The sequence below is a fragment of the Victivallis sp. genome, assembly GCF_048170485.1.
GTDB lineage: Bacteria > Verrucomicrobiota > Lentisphaeria > Victivallales > Victivallaceae > Victivallis.
The window spans coordinates 1-17,634 of record NZ_DBEXAY010000171.1 but is presented as its reverse complement, the minus strand read 5'-3'; the positions used below and the strand labels follow the sequence as shown (position 1 = coordinate 17,634).

The 17,634-nt window shown below is 53.7% G+C and carries 9 protein-coding genes; 5 read left to right on the top strand and 4 right to left on the bottom strand.

Annotated elements, in window-relative coordinates:
• From ACMLHG_RS08950 to ACMLHG_RS08930, 5 genes are all read left to right on the top strand, one after another.
• On the top strand, positions 1-1,857 hold a 1,857-nt coding region (locus ACMLHG_RS08950), incomplete at its 5' end, for a DUF4091 domain-containing protein (protein ID WP_417170272.1).
• A 122-nt stretch (positions 1,858-1,979) separates the two neighbouring features.
• Positions 1,980-3,959 carry an alpha/beta hydrolase gene (locus ACMLHG_RS08945; protein WP_337747891.1) on the top strand — a complete coding sequence of 660 codons (1,980 nt, stop codon included), beginning with the start codon at positions 1,980-1,982 and terminating at the stop codon, positions 3,957-3,959.
• A 41-nt stretch (positions 3,960-4,000) separates the two neighbouring features.
• The gene (locus tag ACMLHG_RS08940; RefSeq protein ID WP_276742850.1) at positions 4,001-4,633 is read left to right on the top strand and encodes a hypothetical protein; all 633 of its coding nucleotides are present in this window, start codon (positions 4,001-4,003) and stop codon (positions 4,631-4,633) included.
• Positions 4,630-5,742: a Gfo/Idh/MocA family oxidoreductase gene (locus ACMLHG_RS08935; protein ID WP_337747892.1), complete on the top strand. Its 1,113-nt coding sequence runs from the start codon at positions 4,630-4,632 to the stop codon at positions 5,740-5,742. Before ACMLHG_RS08940 ends, ACMLHG_RS08935 begins: the two co-directional genes overlap by 4 nt.
• On the top strand, positions 5,739-7,088 hold the full coding sequence (locus tag ACMLHG_RS08930; protein ID WP_417170271.1) for an MFS transporter: 1,350 nt from the start codon (positions 5,739-5,741) through the stop codon (positions 7,086-7,088). Before ACMLHG_RS08935 ends, ACMLHG_RS08930 begins: the two co-directional genes overlap by 4 nt.
• 8 nt (positions 7,089-7,096) lie before the next feature.
• On the opposite strand, the gene ACMLHG_RS08925 is transcribed toward ACMLHG_RS08930, so the two are convergent.
• The 4 genes from ACMLHG_RS08925 to ACMLHG_RS08910 all read right to left on the bottom strand — a co-directional run bounded on the left by ACMLHG_RS08925 (position 7,097) and on the right by ACMLHG_RS08910 (position 17,329).
• Positions 7,097-8,419, bottom strand: coding sequence for a Na+/H+ antiporter NhaC family protein (locus ACMLHG_RS08925; protein ID WP_417170270.1), 1,323 nt, complete (start codon positions 8,417-8,419; stop codon positions 7,097-7,099).
• Positions 8,420-8,487: 68 nt separating this feature from the next.
• Positions 8,488-10,641: a protein kinase domain-containing protein gene (locus ACMLHG_RS08920; RefSeq protein WP_417170268.1), complete on the bottom strand. Its 2,154-nt coding sequence runs from the start codon at positions 10,639-10,641 to the stop codon at positions 8,488-8,490.
• Between the two features lie 101 nt (positions 10,642-10,742).
• Positions 10,743-12,293, bottom strand: coding sequence for a protein kinase domain-containing protein (locus tag ACMLHG_RS08915; protein WP_417170267.1), 1,551 nt, complete (start codon positions 12,291-12,293; stop codon positions 10,743-10,745).
• A gap of 293 nt (positions 12,294-12,586) precedes the next feature.
• Positions 12,587-17,329, bottom strand: a complete 4,743-nt coding sequence (locus ACMLHG_RS08910) for a hypothetical protein (RefSeq protein ID WP_417170266.1) — start codon at positions 17,327-17,329, stop codon at positions 12,587-12,589.
• Between the last annotated feature and the right edge of the window lie 305 nt (positions 17,330-17,634).

Sequence of the window (17,634 nt, the reverse complement as noted above, 5' to 3'; positions counted from 1 at the left end):
GACTGTGAAAAACTTTTAAAAAAGATCGGTACGGACAAATCTCTCGCTTATCTAAAAACTCAGAAGAATGAACTCGACCAATTCTATCGACAACTTCAGGATGTTGTGAAAAATTCGGAATACGACTCCGTTCAACCTGTTTACGGAAAACTGCAAAGAAAATTGGATACATTCCGTACTCGGCTTCAGCAGGAATATGACAAAATCGCCCGTAGCATCTTTTTTAAGAAACTTGCAAAGCATGCGGATTTCGCTGTCGCTACTCTTCCCACTGGAAAAGGGTTTCGTAAAAGTCCTCAGGCATATCAAACATTTGAACAGCATGATGTGGTCTCCATGCGAGCCGCAAGGGGTGAAGTGGAAAGTTTTCAGATCATTCCGATGGCAGGGAATGCTGCAACCAGAATCAGCATTGATTTTTCTGGTTTTATCTCCGAAAACACAGGTAAATCTTTGCCAAGGGTCGCAACTTGGGGAGTTATTCGGGATGTCACCGCTACTCAAACGATGCTAGGGAGTGATGAAAGGGCCAGACTCCAATACATCGGGTCATGGCCGGATATCGTAATGGACGGCAATCCGGCATCTGTGATGATCCCGGCCGAGGATGTCACACCTCTGCTTTTCCGGGTCAGTGTTCCAAGAACTGCAGTATCGGGTGATTACGAAGGCGTAATCACTTTGGCGAACGCTTCTGGAAAGAAAAGCTTGACTGTAAAACTTCATGTATATCCTTTTGATCTTCCAGAACGGAATTCCATTCCCATCGCCTTTTCTTTCTTTAAACACTTTTATTCAGATTGGTTCGGCTCCCTGACTCCTGAACAGAACGGCTTGATTAATCATTTTTTACTGTCATATCGGATTCCGCCGAATAATATTTACGCGGGAACACTTACTCCTTCAATTGAGGAACAGCAGGAATTCAACCTGAATTTTGCTACAGCCGGTTACCTTTGCCCGGCAAAACCTTATACTATGGAAAAATTGAATTCTCTTGTTGAGACATTTCGCAAATCTCTGAAACCTCTTGAAGAAGCCGGACTGGCCAAACATACTTACCTCTATTCCTTTGATGAAATATCCTGTTTGGAACCTGAACGACAAGAAGAAGGATTCGCCGCCGCCAGACAGATTCTGGGAGTGCTGAAACAGGAATTCCCATGGCTGCCGAGAGTTCAAACATCTGCACCGATTGCGGAACTGCTGTCCGAGTTTGATATCTGGTGTCCGACATTTGACTATTTTGATCCGAGCAATCAGGCGCGATATGATTTTCAGAAAAAGGGAATCAAGTTCTGGTGGTATTCGGCGGACGGCCCGCAAAAGCCGTATCCCAACTTTTTTCTTGGTTATCCCCTGCTCGATTCCCGAGTTATTATGACTATGACCTATATGAATAAAATTGATGGAATTCTCTATTGGTGCATTAATCGGGAATGGGCAACCAATCTGTCCAACAAAGCGGCCTTCCTTGAGAAGTGTTCCGGATGGAAACCGTCGATCATTTCACCATTCAGCAAACAGGAAAAAATGCTTAACGGCATGGGAAATCTCGTGTATCCCGGACCCGGCGGCATCATACGACCGTCGCTTCGTCTGGAAAATCTCCGGGACGGTATTGAAGATTATGAACTTTACAAGTTGCTCGAACAGCGTATCGCCAAACTCGAACAACTTCATTCTCCTGATCTGATTTCTCTTGTACGCAAAGCAAAACAGGTATTGGTTGTTCCTTCTTCCGTTGCAACCTCGATTCGTTCCTATAACCATGATCCTCGGGCATTGATGAAGCACCATGACACTGTTGGGGATATGATTGAAACCATTGACAAGGTACTCGCCGAAACAAAGTAATGACTATGGAAAGACTGTATTTATGTACCGGGAAATCTTGCTGTGCCATTCGTTGCGGCTCAGAACTTTCACTTCGTCTTTTTCTGCAAACCGTAATACATGATAATTAAAGTGAAGTGCTTATGAAAAAACATCTTGGATTGTTTCTATTCGTTTTGGTTTCAAACATCGTTTACGGAGAAGACATTGGAATGGTTCCGCCTGCTTTCGGTAATTCCGTTCAGGAATATTATTTGGAGGCATTCCGGCTGAATCGCGAAAAACGTTCCGCCCGCCTGAATGCGCTGAAGACTCCGGAAGAGGCCAAGCTGTATATCTCGGATATTCGGAAGCGGATTCGTTCTCTCTTCCAATTTCCATCTTCCAAAAGTCCCTTGAATGCCGAAATCACTGGAAAAATAGAACTACCGTATTGTACTGTGGAAAAAGTATTATTTCAAAGTCGGAAGAATTTCAGTGTCACAGGCAATCTTTTTCTTCCGAAAAGCATTCCGGCCGATGGTTGCCCCGTCGTATTGATTCTGTCCGGGCACGCCTCGGAAGGAAAGGTTTATTATCAGCCTATTGCCAAAGAACTTGTGTCGCATGGCATTGCAGCCTTCATGATTGACGCCATTGGACAGGGGGAGCGACATCAGTTTCGTAATGTTCCCGGCTTTCCCGACATTGAACCGGATCCGTGTTTGGAGCACAATATTCTTGGCAAACAACTTCTGCTGGTCGGAGAATGGTTCGGATCATGGCGTACCTATGACGCCATTCGAGCGATTGATTATTTGTTGACGCGTCCGGAAATTGATGCATCCCGTATCGGTGTGACCGGCAATTCCGGTGGTGGCACCCTGACAAGTTACCTGGCCGCATTGGATGACCGGATCAGCGCCTCAGCACCGGGCTTTTATATTACCACATGGGAGCGCAACGTCGCCAATGAGTTACCGGCTGATATTGAACAGACGCCTCCCGGTGCAATCAGTGCCGGATTGGAAATGGCGGATTTCTTGCTTGCGACAGCTCCACACCCCTGTATTGTACTGAGTGCCAGGAATGACTTCTTTGATATGCGTGGAGCACTGAAAAGTTTTGAAGAATTGCGCAAAATTCATACAATCCTCGGTTCTGCCGATAACGTCGTATTTCGAAGTTCTTCCGGTGATCATGCATTTTCACGCTATCTTATGGAAGAGTGTTGTAAATTCTTCGTTCGTATTTTTCATGTTTCGGAACCATCCAAGGTCGTATTTGTTGATGAGGAAATCGCTCAGGCTCAATTGAATGCGACTCCGAACGGAGAAGTTTCCGAGCTGTCAGAAGAACAATTAGTCCGGGATTTTGTCCGACAGCGAGTCATCAAGACTAAAACGAATCGGGAAATTATGTCGAAAGAGGCCGTTTGCCGGAAACTTACCGAACTTCTCAGGTTAAAGACAAATGAAACACCGGACTACCGGGTACTGCGCCCGCGATCCTGCAAATTGCGGGAAACCGTAATGAGACAATCCCGATTTGGGTTGGAAACTGAATCCAATCACGTAATGGCTGTATTGTCGTTGTTTTCCGATTCCAGTTACTATCATCTGCCCGAGGGAGAACGGGCGACACTATATGTTGCGCATTTGGACAGTGTTCAAGAGTTGCTGAGTCATCCAATTCCGGAAAACTCACAATTATGGGGACTTGATGTTCGTGGAACCGGCGAGTGCCGTCCCGCCCAATGTGAACCTTTTTCTGTCAAACGCTATTTCAGTTACTATGGGTATGACTATCACTATGCGTCTCTTGCGCTGATGAACGGTCAACCTTACATGGCCGGCAAAGTTCGTGACATCTTAGGAGCTGTCGACCTGCTGGCGGCTCAAGTTCCGGAAATTACGTTGGAAGCCCGTGGGCAAGCATGCATTCCTGTATTAATCGCAGCAATTCTTTCTGACCGTATCACTCGGGTTCGACTGATTGATTGCCCGGAGTCTTGGGAATCAATTGCCGTTACTCCGTGGCCCGCTGAGGAAAAATATCCTTTGTCGATGGTGATTCCAGGCGTTTTGAGTTTCTTTGATATTCCTGATTTGAAAAAAGTTATCGCCGACAAGATTTTGCAATGATTTACCATGATCTGGAAATAACTACAGAAGGGAAAGTAAGTATGATTCTGACCCCCTCGGAAGCCGCCGGGCGTACCGGCGACGGCTTCGTGACCGCCTTTTTCTGGCGGAAGAACCCGGTGCTGGAACGCATTCAGCAGGTGATTGCGGAAAATTGCTGCGGGGAACTCTGCTCATTGCGTTTCACCTGGAGCCGGCCGAAACGCTTCGCAACCGGCGAACGGGAGTTTTTGTACGACACCTTCGCCGCGATGCTGGACGGCGCGCAGCAGTTGGCGGGCGCGGAGTTCCGTTCTCTGTACGTCGAGAAGGTTCCGGGCATGAACAATCTCTTTGCGCTGGTCCGGTTCGGCAACGAAGTCGTTGCGGAATGCGAGCTGAACGAATGCCTGCCGGAGACCATGCCGGACATCTGTTTCGTCAAAGCCAATTTCAGCAACGGCCATGTGACCAACCAGCCGCTGGTCGGATATTTCAACGAGGAGGGCATGGTGTTCGCCACCGACGAAATTCTGGAGTTCCCGGTCGCGGAGCTGGCTTCGCTGCCGCCCGCGAACGGTCCGGTTGAACAGATGAAACAGCGGTTCACGGAGGCGGCCCGGCTGGGGCTGGTGCCGCCCGGCCCCGGCAATGCGGCGGCAATTCAAACCATGATCAGGGAGGCTTTGCGATGAATAAAATCAGAATCATGGTCGCCGGAACCGCCAACCCCCACGTGCCTGCCTATCTGCGCGGCGCGGGGCGGCGGGTGGACACAATGGAGGTGGTCGCGGTTTCGGATTTCGACGCCGTCCGGCTGGAACAGGCGCGCGGCTTTCCGGGTGGCCGTCCGGGAGTGCGCTTTTACTCCGACTATCGCGAGATGTTCGAGGCGCATCCCGAAGCCGACGCGGTGATGATCGGCAGCGACAACATCGACCACTTCGAAATGTTCAAGGCGGCGGTCTCCCGCAAGCTGCACATCTATATGATGAAGGTGATTTCGATGGATGAGGATGAGTGCCGGGAGATGATCGCGATCGGCCGGAACTATGACCGGGTGATCCAGTGCGAGCTTGAGCTGCACTTCAATCCGCAGTTCGCGTACGCCCGGAAGCTCTTCCGGTCCGGCGCGCTCGGTAAGCTGAAATCGGTCTATCTGACCAATATTTCACAGAGCCCGTGCAACTACTTCCCGAACTGGGGCGACCCGGTGCTCTCCTACGGCAGGCGCGTGCCGTTGCGGCCCGGCTCGGAGACCTGCCGCGGCGGCGCGATCACCGACCATCCGCATCCGTTCGACCTGATCCGCTGGATCACCGGGCGGGAGTTCCGCACCGTCAGCGCGGTTTCGGCCCGGAACCAGCGCGCCCACCTCGCGGTCGAGGATCACGCCGCGATCACCGGCGAGCTGGACGACGGCGTGAAGTATTTCATCAACCCCTCCTACTCCAATCTGGAGGAGAAGGTGCCGACCCGGCGGCTGCTCTGGCCGAAGTCGCTGGAGTGCAACCTGAAGCTGACCGGCACGAAGGGATACTTTTCGTGCGACTTCTTCGACCGGCACGTCTATATCGTCGGCAACCGTTACGTATCGCCCGACCGGCTGATCGTGGACGGTACGCCGCGGCTGCCGGGCGACCCGGCGGATTCGCTGATCGGCAGCTTCGTCGCGACTATCGCCGGGGAGCGGAAGCGCCCGGAAACCACGTTGGAGGACAGCTACGCCGCGATCCGGGTGATGAACGCCGCCTACGAGTCGATCCGGCTGGAACGCGAAATCACGCTGGAGGCAACACGATGAAAGAGGAGGGGGGCGAGGTTCTCTACCGCTGCGGGACACTGACTTACACCCGCCTCGGGCTGCTGAACCTCTTCATCTGGCTGCTGTGGGGGGACTTCTGCTTCTCGATGATGGAGACGGTGTCGCCGTCGCTGACGCCGCTGCTGCTGAAGATGCACGACGCGAGCAACCTGACCATCGGAATCCTGATGGGCAGCATCCCCGCGCTGTTGAATTTCATCATCAACCCGATCGTCAGCACCCGCAGCGACCGCACCCGCAGCCGGTGGGGCAGGCGGATTCCGTATCTGCTGTTCACGCCTCCCTTTACCGCGCTCTTTCTGATCCTGCTCGGCTGGAGCGATCAGATCGGCGCGTTCTTTTACAATCTGCTGTGGGGGGACGGCGGGAGTCCCGCAACGTTCACCATCTGCCTGATCGCGTTTTTCGTGATCTGCTATCAGGGGTTCGATTTGTTTGTCGGGTCGGTGTTCTACTACATTTTCGCGGACGTGGTGCCGCAGCAGTTCATCGGCCGCTTCATGTCGCTGTTCCGGATCGCCGGAACATTGGGCGGCATGTGCTTCAATCTGCTGGTGATGCCCTATGCGAAAACCCACATGTCGGTCATCTTCACGGTGGTCGCGCTGATCTACGTATTGAGCTTCACCGGGATGTGCCTGAACGTGAAGGAGGGGGAGTATCCGCCGCCTCCGCCGGTGAAGCCGGGGCTGAAGGCGATGGTGGCCGGTTATTTCCGCGACTGTTTTTCGGTGCCGTTCTTTTCGATCCTTTTCGTCGGGCTGGCGTTCAATTACGTGTCGACGGTCTGCCGCAACATGTTCAATCTGCTGTTTGCGCTGAATGACCTCGGGCTGACCACCGCGCAATTCGGCCGGGTCGGGGCGGTCGGCGGCATCGTCGGCGTCGCGCTCTATCTGCCGATGGGATACCTCGTGGACCGGTTCCATCCGCTGCGGATCTATCTGGCCGGGGCGCTGCTGGTGATCTTCGTGAACCCCTTCGGATTCTTTTTCGTGCACGGCTACGGCACGTTCATGGCGATGGGAATCCTGCTCGCCGTCGTCTATACGGTGCAGAACTCCTCGCTGCTGCCGCTGTGCGTGAAACTGTATCCGAAAGAGCAGTTCGGCCAGTTCTGTTCGGCGGCGGCGATGGTCAAGGCCCTGCTGCTGGTCGCCGCCAACGCGGCGGGCGGCTGGTTCATCGATCTCTTCGGCTACCGCTGGCTCTATGTGTGGGATTTCCTTTTTACGATCCCGTGCTTCGTGCTTCTCTTGTGGATCTATTTCCGCTGGAAAAAGCTCGGCGGCGACGAGGGCTATCAACCGCCGCTCAGGCCCTGACTCCGGAGTCAGGAACGGGAGGCGGAGCGGGGGAAGCCGAGCGCGATTGCGAGTATCAGGAAGAAGGCCAATACATAGGGATACCACAGGAACGCCAGCACGTCGAAAGCGGAGACCGCCGCCCCGGCCAGCCCCACCGCCGCCAGCACCTGCGCGCCGTAGGGCAGGATGCCCTGCACGATGCAGCTGGAGGTGTCGAGGATGCTGGCCGATCGGGCCGGCGCGATGCCGTAGCGTTCGGAGATGTCCCGGGCGATCGGCCCGGCGATCACGATTGCGACGGTGTTGTTGGCGGTGAAGACGTTCACCGCCGAAACCAGCAGCGCGATGCCGAATTCGCCGCCGCGCCGCCCGCGGATGTGCCGCTCGATTAGGCCGAGCAGATAGCCGATGCCGCCGTTGTAGCGGATCACTTTCAGCAGGCCGCCCGCGAGCAGCGCGACGATCAGGGTTTCGGACATGCTCAGCGCGCCGTCCCCCGCGCCTTTCAGGAAGCCGAAGAAATCGAAGCTGCCGTTCAGCAGCCCGACCGTCCCGGCCAGTACCGAGCCGAACATCAGCAGCGCCATCACATTGACGCCGAACAGCGCCAGCACCAGCACTGCGAGGTATGGCGCCACCTTGCAGCAGTCGATGAAGGTGATCGGCCTGACCTGCGGCGCGGTTCCGGCGTGGGTGGCGAAAACCAGGTACAGCAGTATGGTCAGGATGGCGGCCGGGATCACGATTTTGATATTCGCGTAGAATTTGCGGTTCATTTCGACCTGCTGGGTGCGGGTGGCCGCGATGGTGGTGTCCGAAATCATCGACAGGTTATCCCCGAACATCGCTCCGCCGACTACCGCTCCGAGACAGACGCCGATCGGGATGCCGAGGTTCTGGGTTACGCCCGCCGCGATCGGCGCGAGCGCGACCACGGTTCCGACGGAGGTGCCGATCGACAGCGAAATAAAGCAGGCCACCAGAAAGAGCCCGCCTACAAGCAGGTTGGGCGGGATGAAAGTCAATGCGAGGTTCACCGTCGCATCGACCGCCCCCATCGCCTTGGCGGTGCTGGCGAAAGCTCCGGCCAGGATGAAGATCAGGCACATGGTCATGATGTCCACGTTGCCCATGCCGTGCGCGAAAAGTTCGATTTTGCTTTTCAGTGAAGCCCTGCGGTTCAGCACCAGCGCGGTCGCCGAGGCGACCAGAAAGGCCACCGGCATAGGAACTTTATAGAAATCTCCCGATGCGATCGAGAGCCCGAGGTAAAAGACCAGGAACACGCCGAAAGGGATCAGCGCTTTTGCGCGCGGCTCCCGGTCCTGTGAAAAATCTTCAATATCCATTGCGTCAGTCCGTCCTGCTGTTCATAACTTGTCACATTCCGGTAATATACAGGAGGAACCGGCTTCTTTCAATTTTCATTTTCATAATGATGGCGATGGGTGCGGAAGGCGTTCTCCTCGATCATCTGAACCAGCGTGCCGCCGACAGTCTGGATCGGCGCTCCGGAAACATAGTAGTGTTTGCCGTTGAAATCCGCCTCGAACTGCTGGTAGCGGTTCCGCCGCAGCCGGTTTGCGAAGCGGACCAGCGGCTGAACCGGGGGGCCGCCGGGCAGCCTGCCGTCCTCGTTCGCGAGGAAAAGACCGTCGCCGGTGATCGCGACCACCTGATTGTGGCGGCCGACGAAATAGAGCTCATGAACGGGATCGGCGCGGTGCGCCCTGACCAGCGGTTCGAAGGTTTCCTCCAGCCGCAGTTCCAACCCGGCGATGCCGAGGAACTCTTTGGCGGTGGTGTACAACGGATAACGGCAGTTGATCCGGTGCCGGTCGAGTACGCCCCGGTAGGGCTTCGACCAAGTGATCGCCTGGCTGCCGGCGGTCTCTTTGAGCTTGCTCCAGCACTGGGAAAAGGCGGAACTGGCGGGGTCCTCGTAGGTGCCGGGATAACTGTAGCGCACCCCGTCGGCCCACGCGACGAACAGCCGCTGCACCTGATTCTGCGCGCTGAACAGCAACTGGTGGATCTCGCGGGTCGGCATGTTGATGTTGTGGCTGCCCAGGTCGTAACGGATGATCTTGTTGCAGATCCCGACATACTGTTTGGCGCCGAGCAGTTCGAGCCGGAGGGGGGAGGGATGCTCCGCCGGAATGCGGACCATGTACCGGAGGTTGACCGGATTCGGATAATAGTCTGAACTCTGCATGCCCGGCGGCGAGGTTTCGGCGGAACGGAATCGGTCGTTGTCGTAGAAGGCGGAAGTGCTGCGGTACGGCTCGGCCATATCCTCGATCAGGTTGTCCGCGAAAAGCAGCAGTTGAGCCTGCGCCAGCAGGAATTTCTTCTCCACCGCGGCGGCGAGCTGGTCGGTGTAGGACTGGAATTTGAGGTGCTGGGCCAGGGCGCGGCTGCGCAGCTGTTCCTGCTCGCTGGCGCGGTAATACGAATAAAAAAGCCAGAGGCCGAGCAGGGCGAACAGCGCTCCGAGGATCAGCAGGGATTTGATCCGGTTGCGGTAGACGACCCGGGAGAATTTACGCACCGGCCCGTCCGGAGCCGCCGAAACCTCCTCGTCGTAGATGAAGTGGCGCACATCGGAGGCCAGTGCGCTTACGCTTGCGTAACGCTGTGCCGGATCGGGATGGATCGCCTTGTAGATGATCGCCTTGACCGTGTTGCTGATCTTCAGCTCCGGCAGGTAGTGGCGGTAGCTGTCGGAGTCGCGGATGTCGCTGCGGGTCACGGTGGCGGAAGTGCCGGGCGGTGCCGATCCCTCCTCGGATACATTGCCGCTGCTGCTCCGGCGCAGGGTCACGATTTCAAAGAGAACCATGCCGAGCGAGAAAATGTCGACCTGCGGCGTGGTCCGGCGGTCGCGCAGGAACTCCGGCGGCAGGTAGTTGGGGGTTCCGCTGAGATGTTCCGGCACGGTGTCCAGCGCCTGGGCGCTGCCCCAGTCCATCAGGTAGACTTCGCCGAATTCGCCCATCATGATGTTGCCCGGCTTGATGTCGCCGTGCATGATGCCCTGGCTGTGGCAGTAGGAGACCACCTCGCACACCTTCAGAAAGTATTCCAGCCGGGAGATCAGCGCATGCTGTTCCTGGCGGCTGCTGACCTGTTTGTGGAGATAGGCTTCGCGGGCGGCTTTGATGAACTGGGCGAGCGAAGTGCCGTTGATCAGCTTCATCATCACTTCCCAATGCCCCGCGCCGTCCTTGCCCATCGCGTAGACCGGGACGATCGAAGGATGGTCGAGCCGGGCGTTCAGGCGGCATTCTTCGAGGAAGGCTTCGATCGCGCGCGGATCGTCCCGGAACTTCTCATTCAGGCTTTTGACCGCGACGATGCGGTCGAAAAACAGGTCGCGGGCCTTGCCGACGCAGCCGACTCCTCCGGCGGCGAAGTTGCACAGGAAACGGAACTGGCGGCTGCTCTCCGGCACCTCCGCCCGGCTTTCTTCCGCCGGTTCCGTCCGGGTGGTATTTTGCCGCGCGTTTCCCGCCAGCACGACGGTCGCATCGATTTCATCGGTATCGACCGGCTTCTTTTCGGAACTCATCTGAAACCTTCCGCTGTATATTGATATTCATTCTGAAAATACAGCATCTCCGGCGAAATTACAAGCCGCGAGCGGGCGGAGCGACGGAATTCCGGCAGTTTTCACTCCTCCGGGTGGCGGTGGGAGTGGAACGCTTTGTTTTCGATCAGCTGCAGCAATACGCCGCCGGAGGTCGGAATCAGAGCGCCGTCGACATGGTAGCGTTTCCCGTTGAATTCCGCTTCGAACTGGCGGTAGTGATTCTCGCGCAACCGTTCTGCGAAGCCGACCAGCGGCTGAACCGAAACGCCGTCGGGCAGCGTGCCGTTCCGGCCGGTCAGGCTGAGACCGTCGGCGTCGAACGAGATCACATGGTGGAACCGCCCGACGTAATAAAACTCGTGAACCGGATCGTCCCGGCGGGCCTGAAGCACGGAAGCGAACAGCTTGGAGACCCGCAACTCTATTCCGGCGAAGCCGAGGAACTCCTTCCGGGGGCTGTACAGCGGATAACTGCAGTTGATCAGGATGCGTCCGGCATTGTTGCGGTAAGGTTTCGACCAGGAAATCTCCTGCTTGTCCGCGGAGTGTTCAAGCTGTTTCCACCAGGCGGAATGGATGGAGTCGTTGAAAACCGTCTGCTGGTAGGTGCCGGGATAGCTGTAGCGCGTTCCGTCGGCCCAGGCGATGAACAGCCGCTGGATCAGGTTGTTCTGATCGAAAAGCTTCGCGTGGAACTGCCGGTCCAGCAGGCTGACCTTGTTGCTGTCGAGCGTGTAACGGATCACTTTGTTGCAAAGCTGGGTGAACTGCCTCGGGCCGAGCAGGTCAAGCCGGACCGGTTCGGGGCGCTCCGCCGGAATGCGGACCATGTGCCGGAGGTTGACCGGATTCGGATAATATTCCGAATCCTGCATGCCGGGCGGCGAGGTTTCCGGCGACTTGTACTGTTCGTTGTCGTAAAAGGCGGTGTCGGACTGGTGCGGCCTTGCCATCTCCTCGATCAGGTTGTCGGAAAAAAGCAGCAGCTGGGTCTGGGCCAGCAGGAATTTCTTTTCCACCGCGGCAGCCTGGCGGTCGGTGTAGGATTGGAACCGGAGCTGCTGGGTCAGGGCGCGGGTGTGGATGCGCTCCTGCTCGCTGGCGCGGTAATAGGAGTAGAAAAGCCAGCCGCCGAGAAATGCGAAGAGCGCGCCGAGCACCAGCAGCGTCCTGATCCGGTTCCGGTAGACGATCCGGAACAGTTTGCGCACCGGCCCGTCCGGCGATGCCGAGACCTCCTCGTCATAGATGAAATGGCGCACGTCGGAAGCCAGTGCGCTCACGCTCTGGTAGCGCTGCGCCGGGTCGGGATGGATCGCCTTGTAGATGATCGCCTTGATCGCCTTGCCGATTTTCAGCTCCGGCAGGTAGTGCCGGTAGCTGTCGGAGTCGTTCACGTCGTTGCGGGGGCCTGAGGGCTGGGCGCTTTTCGAGGCGGCAGCGGTGTCGGGGACCGCGCCGTTGCCGCTGCGCCGCAGCGTCACGACTTCAAACAGGACCATGCCGAGCGCGAAAACATCCACCTGCGTTGAGGTGCGGCGGTCGCGCAGGAACTCCGGCGGCAGGTAGTTGGGAGTCCCGCTGAGGTGTTCCAGCACGATATTCAGCGGCTGGGCGCTGCCCCAGTCCATCAGGCGGATTTATTCGATACCGATTTGCGAGAAATCCAGTATGATGAACAGACTGATTTTCAAAAGCTTACTATTTCGCCGCGAACCCGTTTCCCTGCCTCATTAATCCCCGGGAATATAGAATACAACTGAAAGGAGCGTTCCACTACTCTCCCCTGCAAACAGTGCTGATATCAGGATCCTGTACTTTTCAGGAATAGTTGCAAATATTCCGCACTGCGATTGCCCAACGCAACCAAACCAATTTCGATTGTTCCGAAACCGGTTTGGCCTCTTTTGACGAAAATAACGATTTAGCAGTCCGGAAGTTCGATATCCCCACGCAACGCGCGAAAAAGTTTAAGCAGATCACGGCAATGCGGCAAAAGCTGTAAAAATGAAACGGATTTATCTCCTCCCTGCAACATACTGTGTAACCATTCTGCTGCATTCAACGAAACATTCCATTTCCGGGGAGCCTCATGATCCGAATATTGAGGGATATCCTTGGTTGCATGCTGTTTAAATTCTTCAAGCTGCGGCTGCAGATATTCTTTCAACTCCGGGGCTCGCGATTCCACCAAACGCAGCATCTGTATCTCCTGTACCAAGCTTTGTAAAAACTCCTGATACTGGTACAAAATGGAAAGGCGCCGTTCTTCCTCCTCATACGCTAGAAGTAATTCGCGGAATTGTTCCAAGGAATTGAACTCCACATTGCTATGACGGATTTCAACGGTATTCTGGTAGAATCTCCTGTAATGATTTAAGAACGTTTCAAATGACCGACTCAACTCCTTTGGTGCAGGGAATGAGGCAATTTGTCGGAAGATCTTCTCCACAGAACTTACATCCGCTTGAACTTGATCGAGCTGCTCCGTCAAGGTTGAACCGTTATCGGCAAGCGATTTTTCAACTCCGGAAATGTCTTTTGAATGAGAGCTGGATATTTCTTCTACTGCTGCCGTGCGATTCTCGATTTCTTCTGTGTCGGAAGTTTCCAATGTCCTCCGCTCAATTATATTCAGTTCCGCCTTATTTGACACTTTTTTCGCTGCCATCGATTCTGAAGAACTTTGGGCCTGAGAGTCTGAGCCAGCAGTCGAAACATGGACAGAATCTCCTTCCATGTTAGAAGCGGGGATTTTCGCAAAAGAACTTGACAATGCGGCATCAGACTCGACAAGAAGATCCCAAGGATTGTTGCTACATTCGTATTCCGGCAGCTCCGGACTGCCAACCTCTACTCCCATGAGATTGAGCTGTTCACGAAGTTTTTGTGCCTCTCGCTTTTGATATGCCGGATTGGGTAGAATTGCGATATGACGCTCCAAGCAAACCAGTTGGCGTTTCAGAGCGTGATCCCGTTTTTCCCTGCTGTTCCGGATATACTTCTCCGCGCTCTTGTAGAACTCTCTAGATTCCTTGATATTATTGGCCTTTTCTAACGCACATCCGATCTCAAAAAAATGTTCCGAGATATAATGTTTCTCCTCTCTGGAAAGCCATTTTTTGAGGAAGTAAACGATCCTTCCGAGGAATGCAACTTCTTTCTTCTGCATTTCCTCTGCATTGCAACGAGCGAAAGCGGCAACAAATATACGGAAATCATCTCTGGAAAAACGTTTCAGGAAATCGCCGATCGCCGCTTCGTCTTCCGCCGCAACCATCGCACAGATATCGATCCGGCTGATCTGCTTTTTCACCGGCGGCGGAAGTTCCCGGTTTTCAAGAATTTTCTTGACCAGATCCGCCGAGTAATGATTTCTCAACAATTTGGTCAAAAGATCGACATCCCCGCAAATCGCATTTGCCTCCGCAAGCTGCCTCTGGGCGGGTTCAGAAAAATCTCCAGTTGTGTGCTTTTGAAAAAGTTCGTAAATGTTACGCCATTTTTTGCTGGAAAAAAGAGACTGTATTTGCTGGTCGGGAGATTGTTCAAGACGATCGGCTCTGCGATACAGTTCGTTTCTGGAATCGTTGATAAGGCTCTTCACTTCTCTGTATTCACCGCAGGCAAGCGCAAGCGACGCAAGACTCTCCGGATCAGCGGGAAACAACCTTTGTCCCCGGAGTTCCTCGCCGAGCTTCCAAAGCCTCTGCCGTTTCGATTCGTCGAACGTTTTCTCTTTCTGGGCACAGCCGACCGTCCCGACGATCAACTGCCACGGAGCCGAGGCTTCTTCAAGTTCATAAAGCTGCTCTCTTTGTTCCGTAAAAAGACGGATGATGTCCGAATATACCTTTTCCGGATCATCCGTTTCGAGGCTGCCGGTTGCGAACTTCTTCACAAAACGATATTCGGGGCACCGAACAAATTCCGAGCGGCATTTTCCTGTCTTATAAATTTTTTTCAGCGACTCTTGCGTTCCAAGTAGCCACCAACATTGATGCTTGAATGTGAAATCCGAATCGCTTTCCACCGCCTCCGCAGCCTTGTTATACTTCTTCTCATAGAAAAAAGCCCAAGCGAAACATTGGTTCGCTTTCTCGTTCAGGCCTAAATCCTGGAAAATTCTTGCAGCACGGCCCATCAAGTAGGAATTACGTTGTTCTTTGCCGTCCTGGCAAAGTTTTTTTGCGGCCTCTCCGTCATTCTGGGGATTTTCGGAGAGTGAAGCGGCTTGTCCCTCCTGAAGAGAAACAATATTGCTGTCTTTCCGTTCCTCATCCGACAGACATGGCAGGAAATGCCTTTCTTTGAAATATTTCCAGAAAGAATCATTTCCCGCGGCATTGTCAACAATCCACAAGTTGTGCTGAGCACGGCTGACAGCGACATAGAGTTTGTTGATAAAGTACTCCACCGGAAGTGTCTTATCATCATTCAGGGAGCTGTTTTTCCCGTTTTTCAGATATTCCGACACGCCGACCGGCGCCTCCTGTCCAAATCCGCAGGTAACAATACTGTTATATTCCAGCCCCTTAATGGCGACCGTGCTCATAACCGTGACATCATCGAAACGCATATGCGAAGAAAGAGATTTTCGTTCCCAATACTCTTTCTCCTCCCCCTGATTGCAGGGAACGACAAACACGATCTCATTTCGATGCGCTTCTGCCCAAGACCAGAAACCGGAATCGTTCACATCAAAATAAAGGACCGCTCCGCCGGAAGTTCGCCACGGCTTCTGAGGAACGATATCGTTTTTCAAGATACTCCCGCGAAATTTCTGCACCGTGTTGCTGAATTTAACGATCTCCGCATCCGAACGGTAATTATTGAGCAGCTCACAATAATTAAGTGAGATATTCTGACCGGAACAGTGGTGGGAATTGATGAACTGCTCCACAAAACTGTTTTTCACCGCTTCCCAGCGGAATCCGGTAGGATTCAGGGTCTGGAAAGGATCGCCCGCAAATGCAAATGGCAAGCTGGCGATGTTGTGGGAATAAATCTTCCGCTGGGAAAACAACGACAATGCGAGAATGGCGTTCTGCTCGACACGGGTGAAATCCTGCGCTTCATCGCAGAACACTACCGGATAGAGTTGGCGGCAGAAGTGATTGCGAACCACGTAGCGGACCAGATCCTGATCATCCCAGAACTCTCCCGGTTTCGTTTCGTCGGTCCGATCGACAGTCATCTCCTCGTACCACGCTTTCCACACCTGCTCGTAAACCTGCTCAAAAACATCCTGTGGAACAGAATGTTCTTTGCGCAATCCCTCCTCATAATCCTCCGGGTCAAGAAAATCGTCAACGCAGCACCCCTTGATATAAGTACGGATCACATGCCAGCAGGTCTCCGGACCGATTGAGTGAATACGGGGGGCATTCCGAAAATGCTCTTTCCACATCTGCGTAAATTTGGCATAATCGATATGACGAATCGGAGAAAACAGATTCTGTTTTTCTGGCGGCAGCTGTTCTTTCAGGAAAGAATAAAACGGGCGGAATGCCTTTTTGAAAAGCCCCTCTGAACTCTGAAGCAAACCCTCTGGATTATTCTCCATACTGCGCAGGCTGCATCGCAGAAATGCCTTCACGTTTTGCTGGGCTCGTTTCAGCAGCCGATCATTGCAGGTCAAATAGAGGGGCGGCAACGGATCCTCCCCCTCTTCACGATTCTTCAGATAATAGTGCAGATAATAGGAAAAAAGATATTGAAGAATAGTGGATTTTCCGCTTCCGGCCCGGCCGTTGATAAAAAGCGGATATGCTTTGTCCGGAGCCTTTTCCAGACGTTCCAGCAACTGACTCTCTTCCGGGGAAAGTGCCATATTGCCGGATTCCCGGCTTTCGATGTTCCGCCACAATTCAGAATCCGCACCCAGCACCAGTTTGGGATAGGCCCGGCAGGAATGCCGGGCAAGGAGTTCCCGGGTGGGATCACTCAACACCTTGTCATACCGCTGTTTGAGATCGGCCAGTTCTTCAGCCGTCCCCAGCCCTGCAAGAAATATGATGTGGAGCGAGGGGAAACTGTAGTAGAGAATCTGTTCCCGACTACTCGACTGAATCGATGATTGCCCCCCCCACTCCTGATCAAAGGAACAATTCCCGAGAAGAGTATAAATCTGCCCCTGAAGGTACACTTTCTGGTTGATGCTGTTATTCCACTCCTGTGATTCATAAATATAATCATCACCCCAGTCTTCCGTTTGCTGAAGAGCCGCAGTCAAATAGCCCCATTCGTAATCGGACGGATCAGGGAGCGGGGGAATGGGATCTTTTGCAAGCTGTTCACGTACATACTGTTCCAGTTCATTATTTGTTGTCAAATTTTCATAATGCGCCGCGCCATACTTGAGGGGATCCTGTCCGAATCCCTTGTCGTATCCGTTGTTCCCGCGCGTCATAAAGTCGAGAAAGACGATGACGGTGTGCTCTTCATTCTGCTGATCCGTGAAATCATACCGCCTGGCGATGAGACGGCCTTCCCAGCCCGCGAACTTTTTCTTCACCAGATACGGCGGCGGAAACTGCTGAAATCGGACGAGTGCACACTCCTGCAGCTTTTTGATTTCATCTCGAAAATCTTCCACCTGCCGCCACACTCCGTGTCGCCGGGCGGCCTCTTCGCACGCTTTCGTAATAAATGCAAACCATGCCATACTCGTCCCTTTCATGAAAAGAACTGAACACATTACTGTCTAGTAAAAGTTTCTGTAGCTGATTGTTAGAATCAAGACTTGTTCTATAATTAGATGTGTCCAAGCACCTAATATTGAATAACGAAATCCAAACAATACATTATAATAGCATCTTTTAACAATTACCTAAATCCGTGAAATAACAGGTAAAATTAAAGTTAAAACAGAGGCAAACCTCTTGGGTTGCAGTATATTACATGAGAATACAACATAACGAATGGACTCAACCCGATAGGAGAAACGATGGCAACGCGGTTTAAAATTAC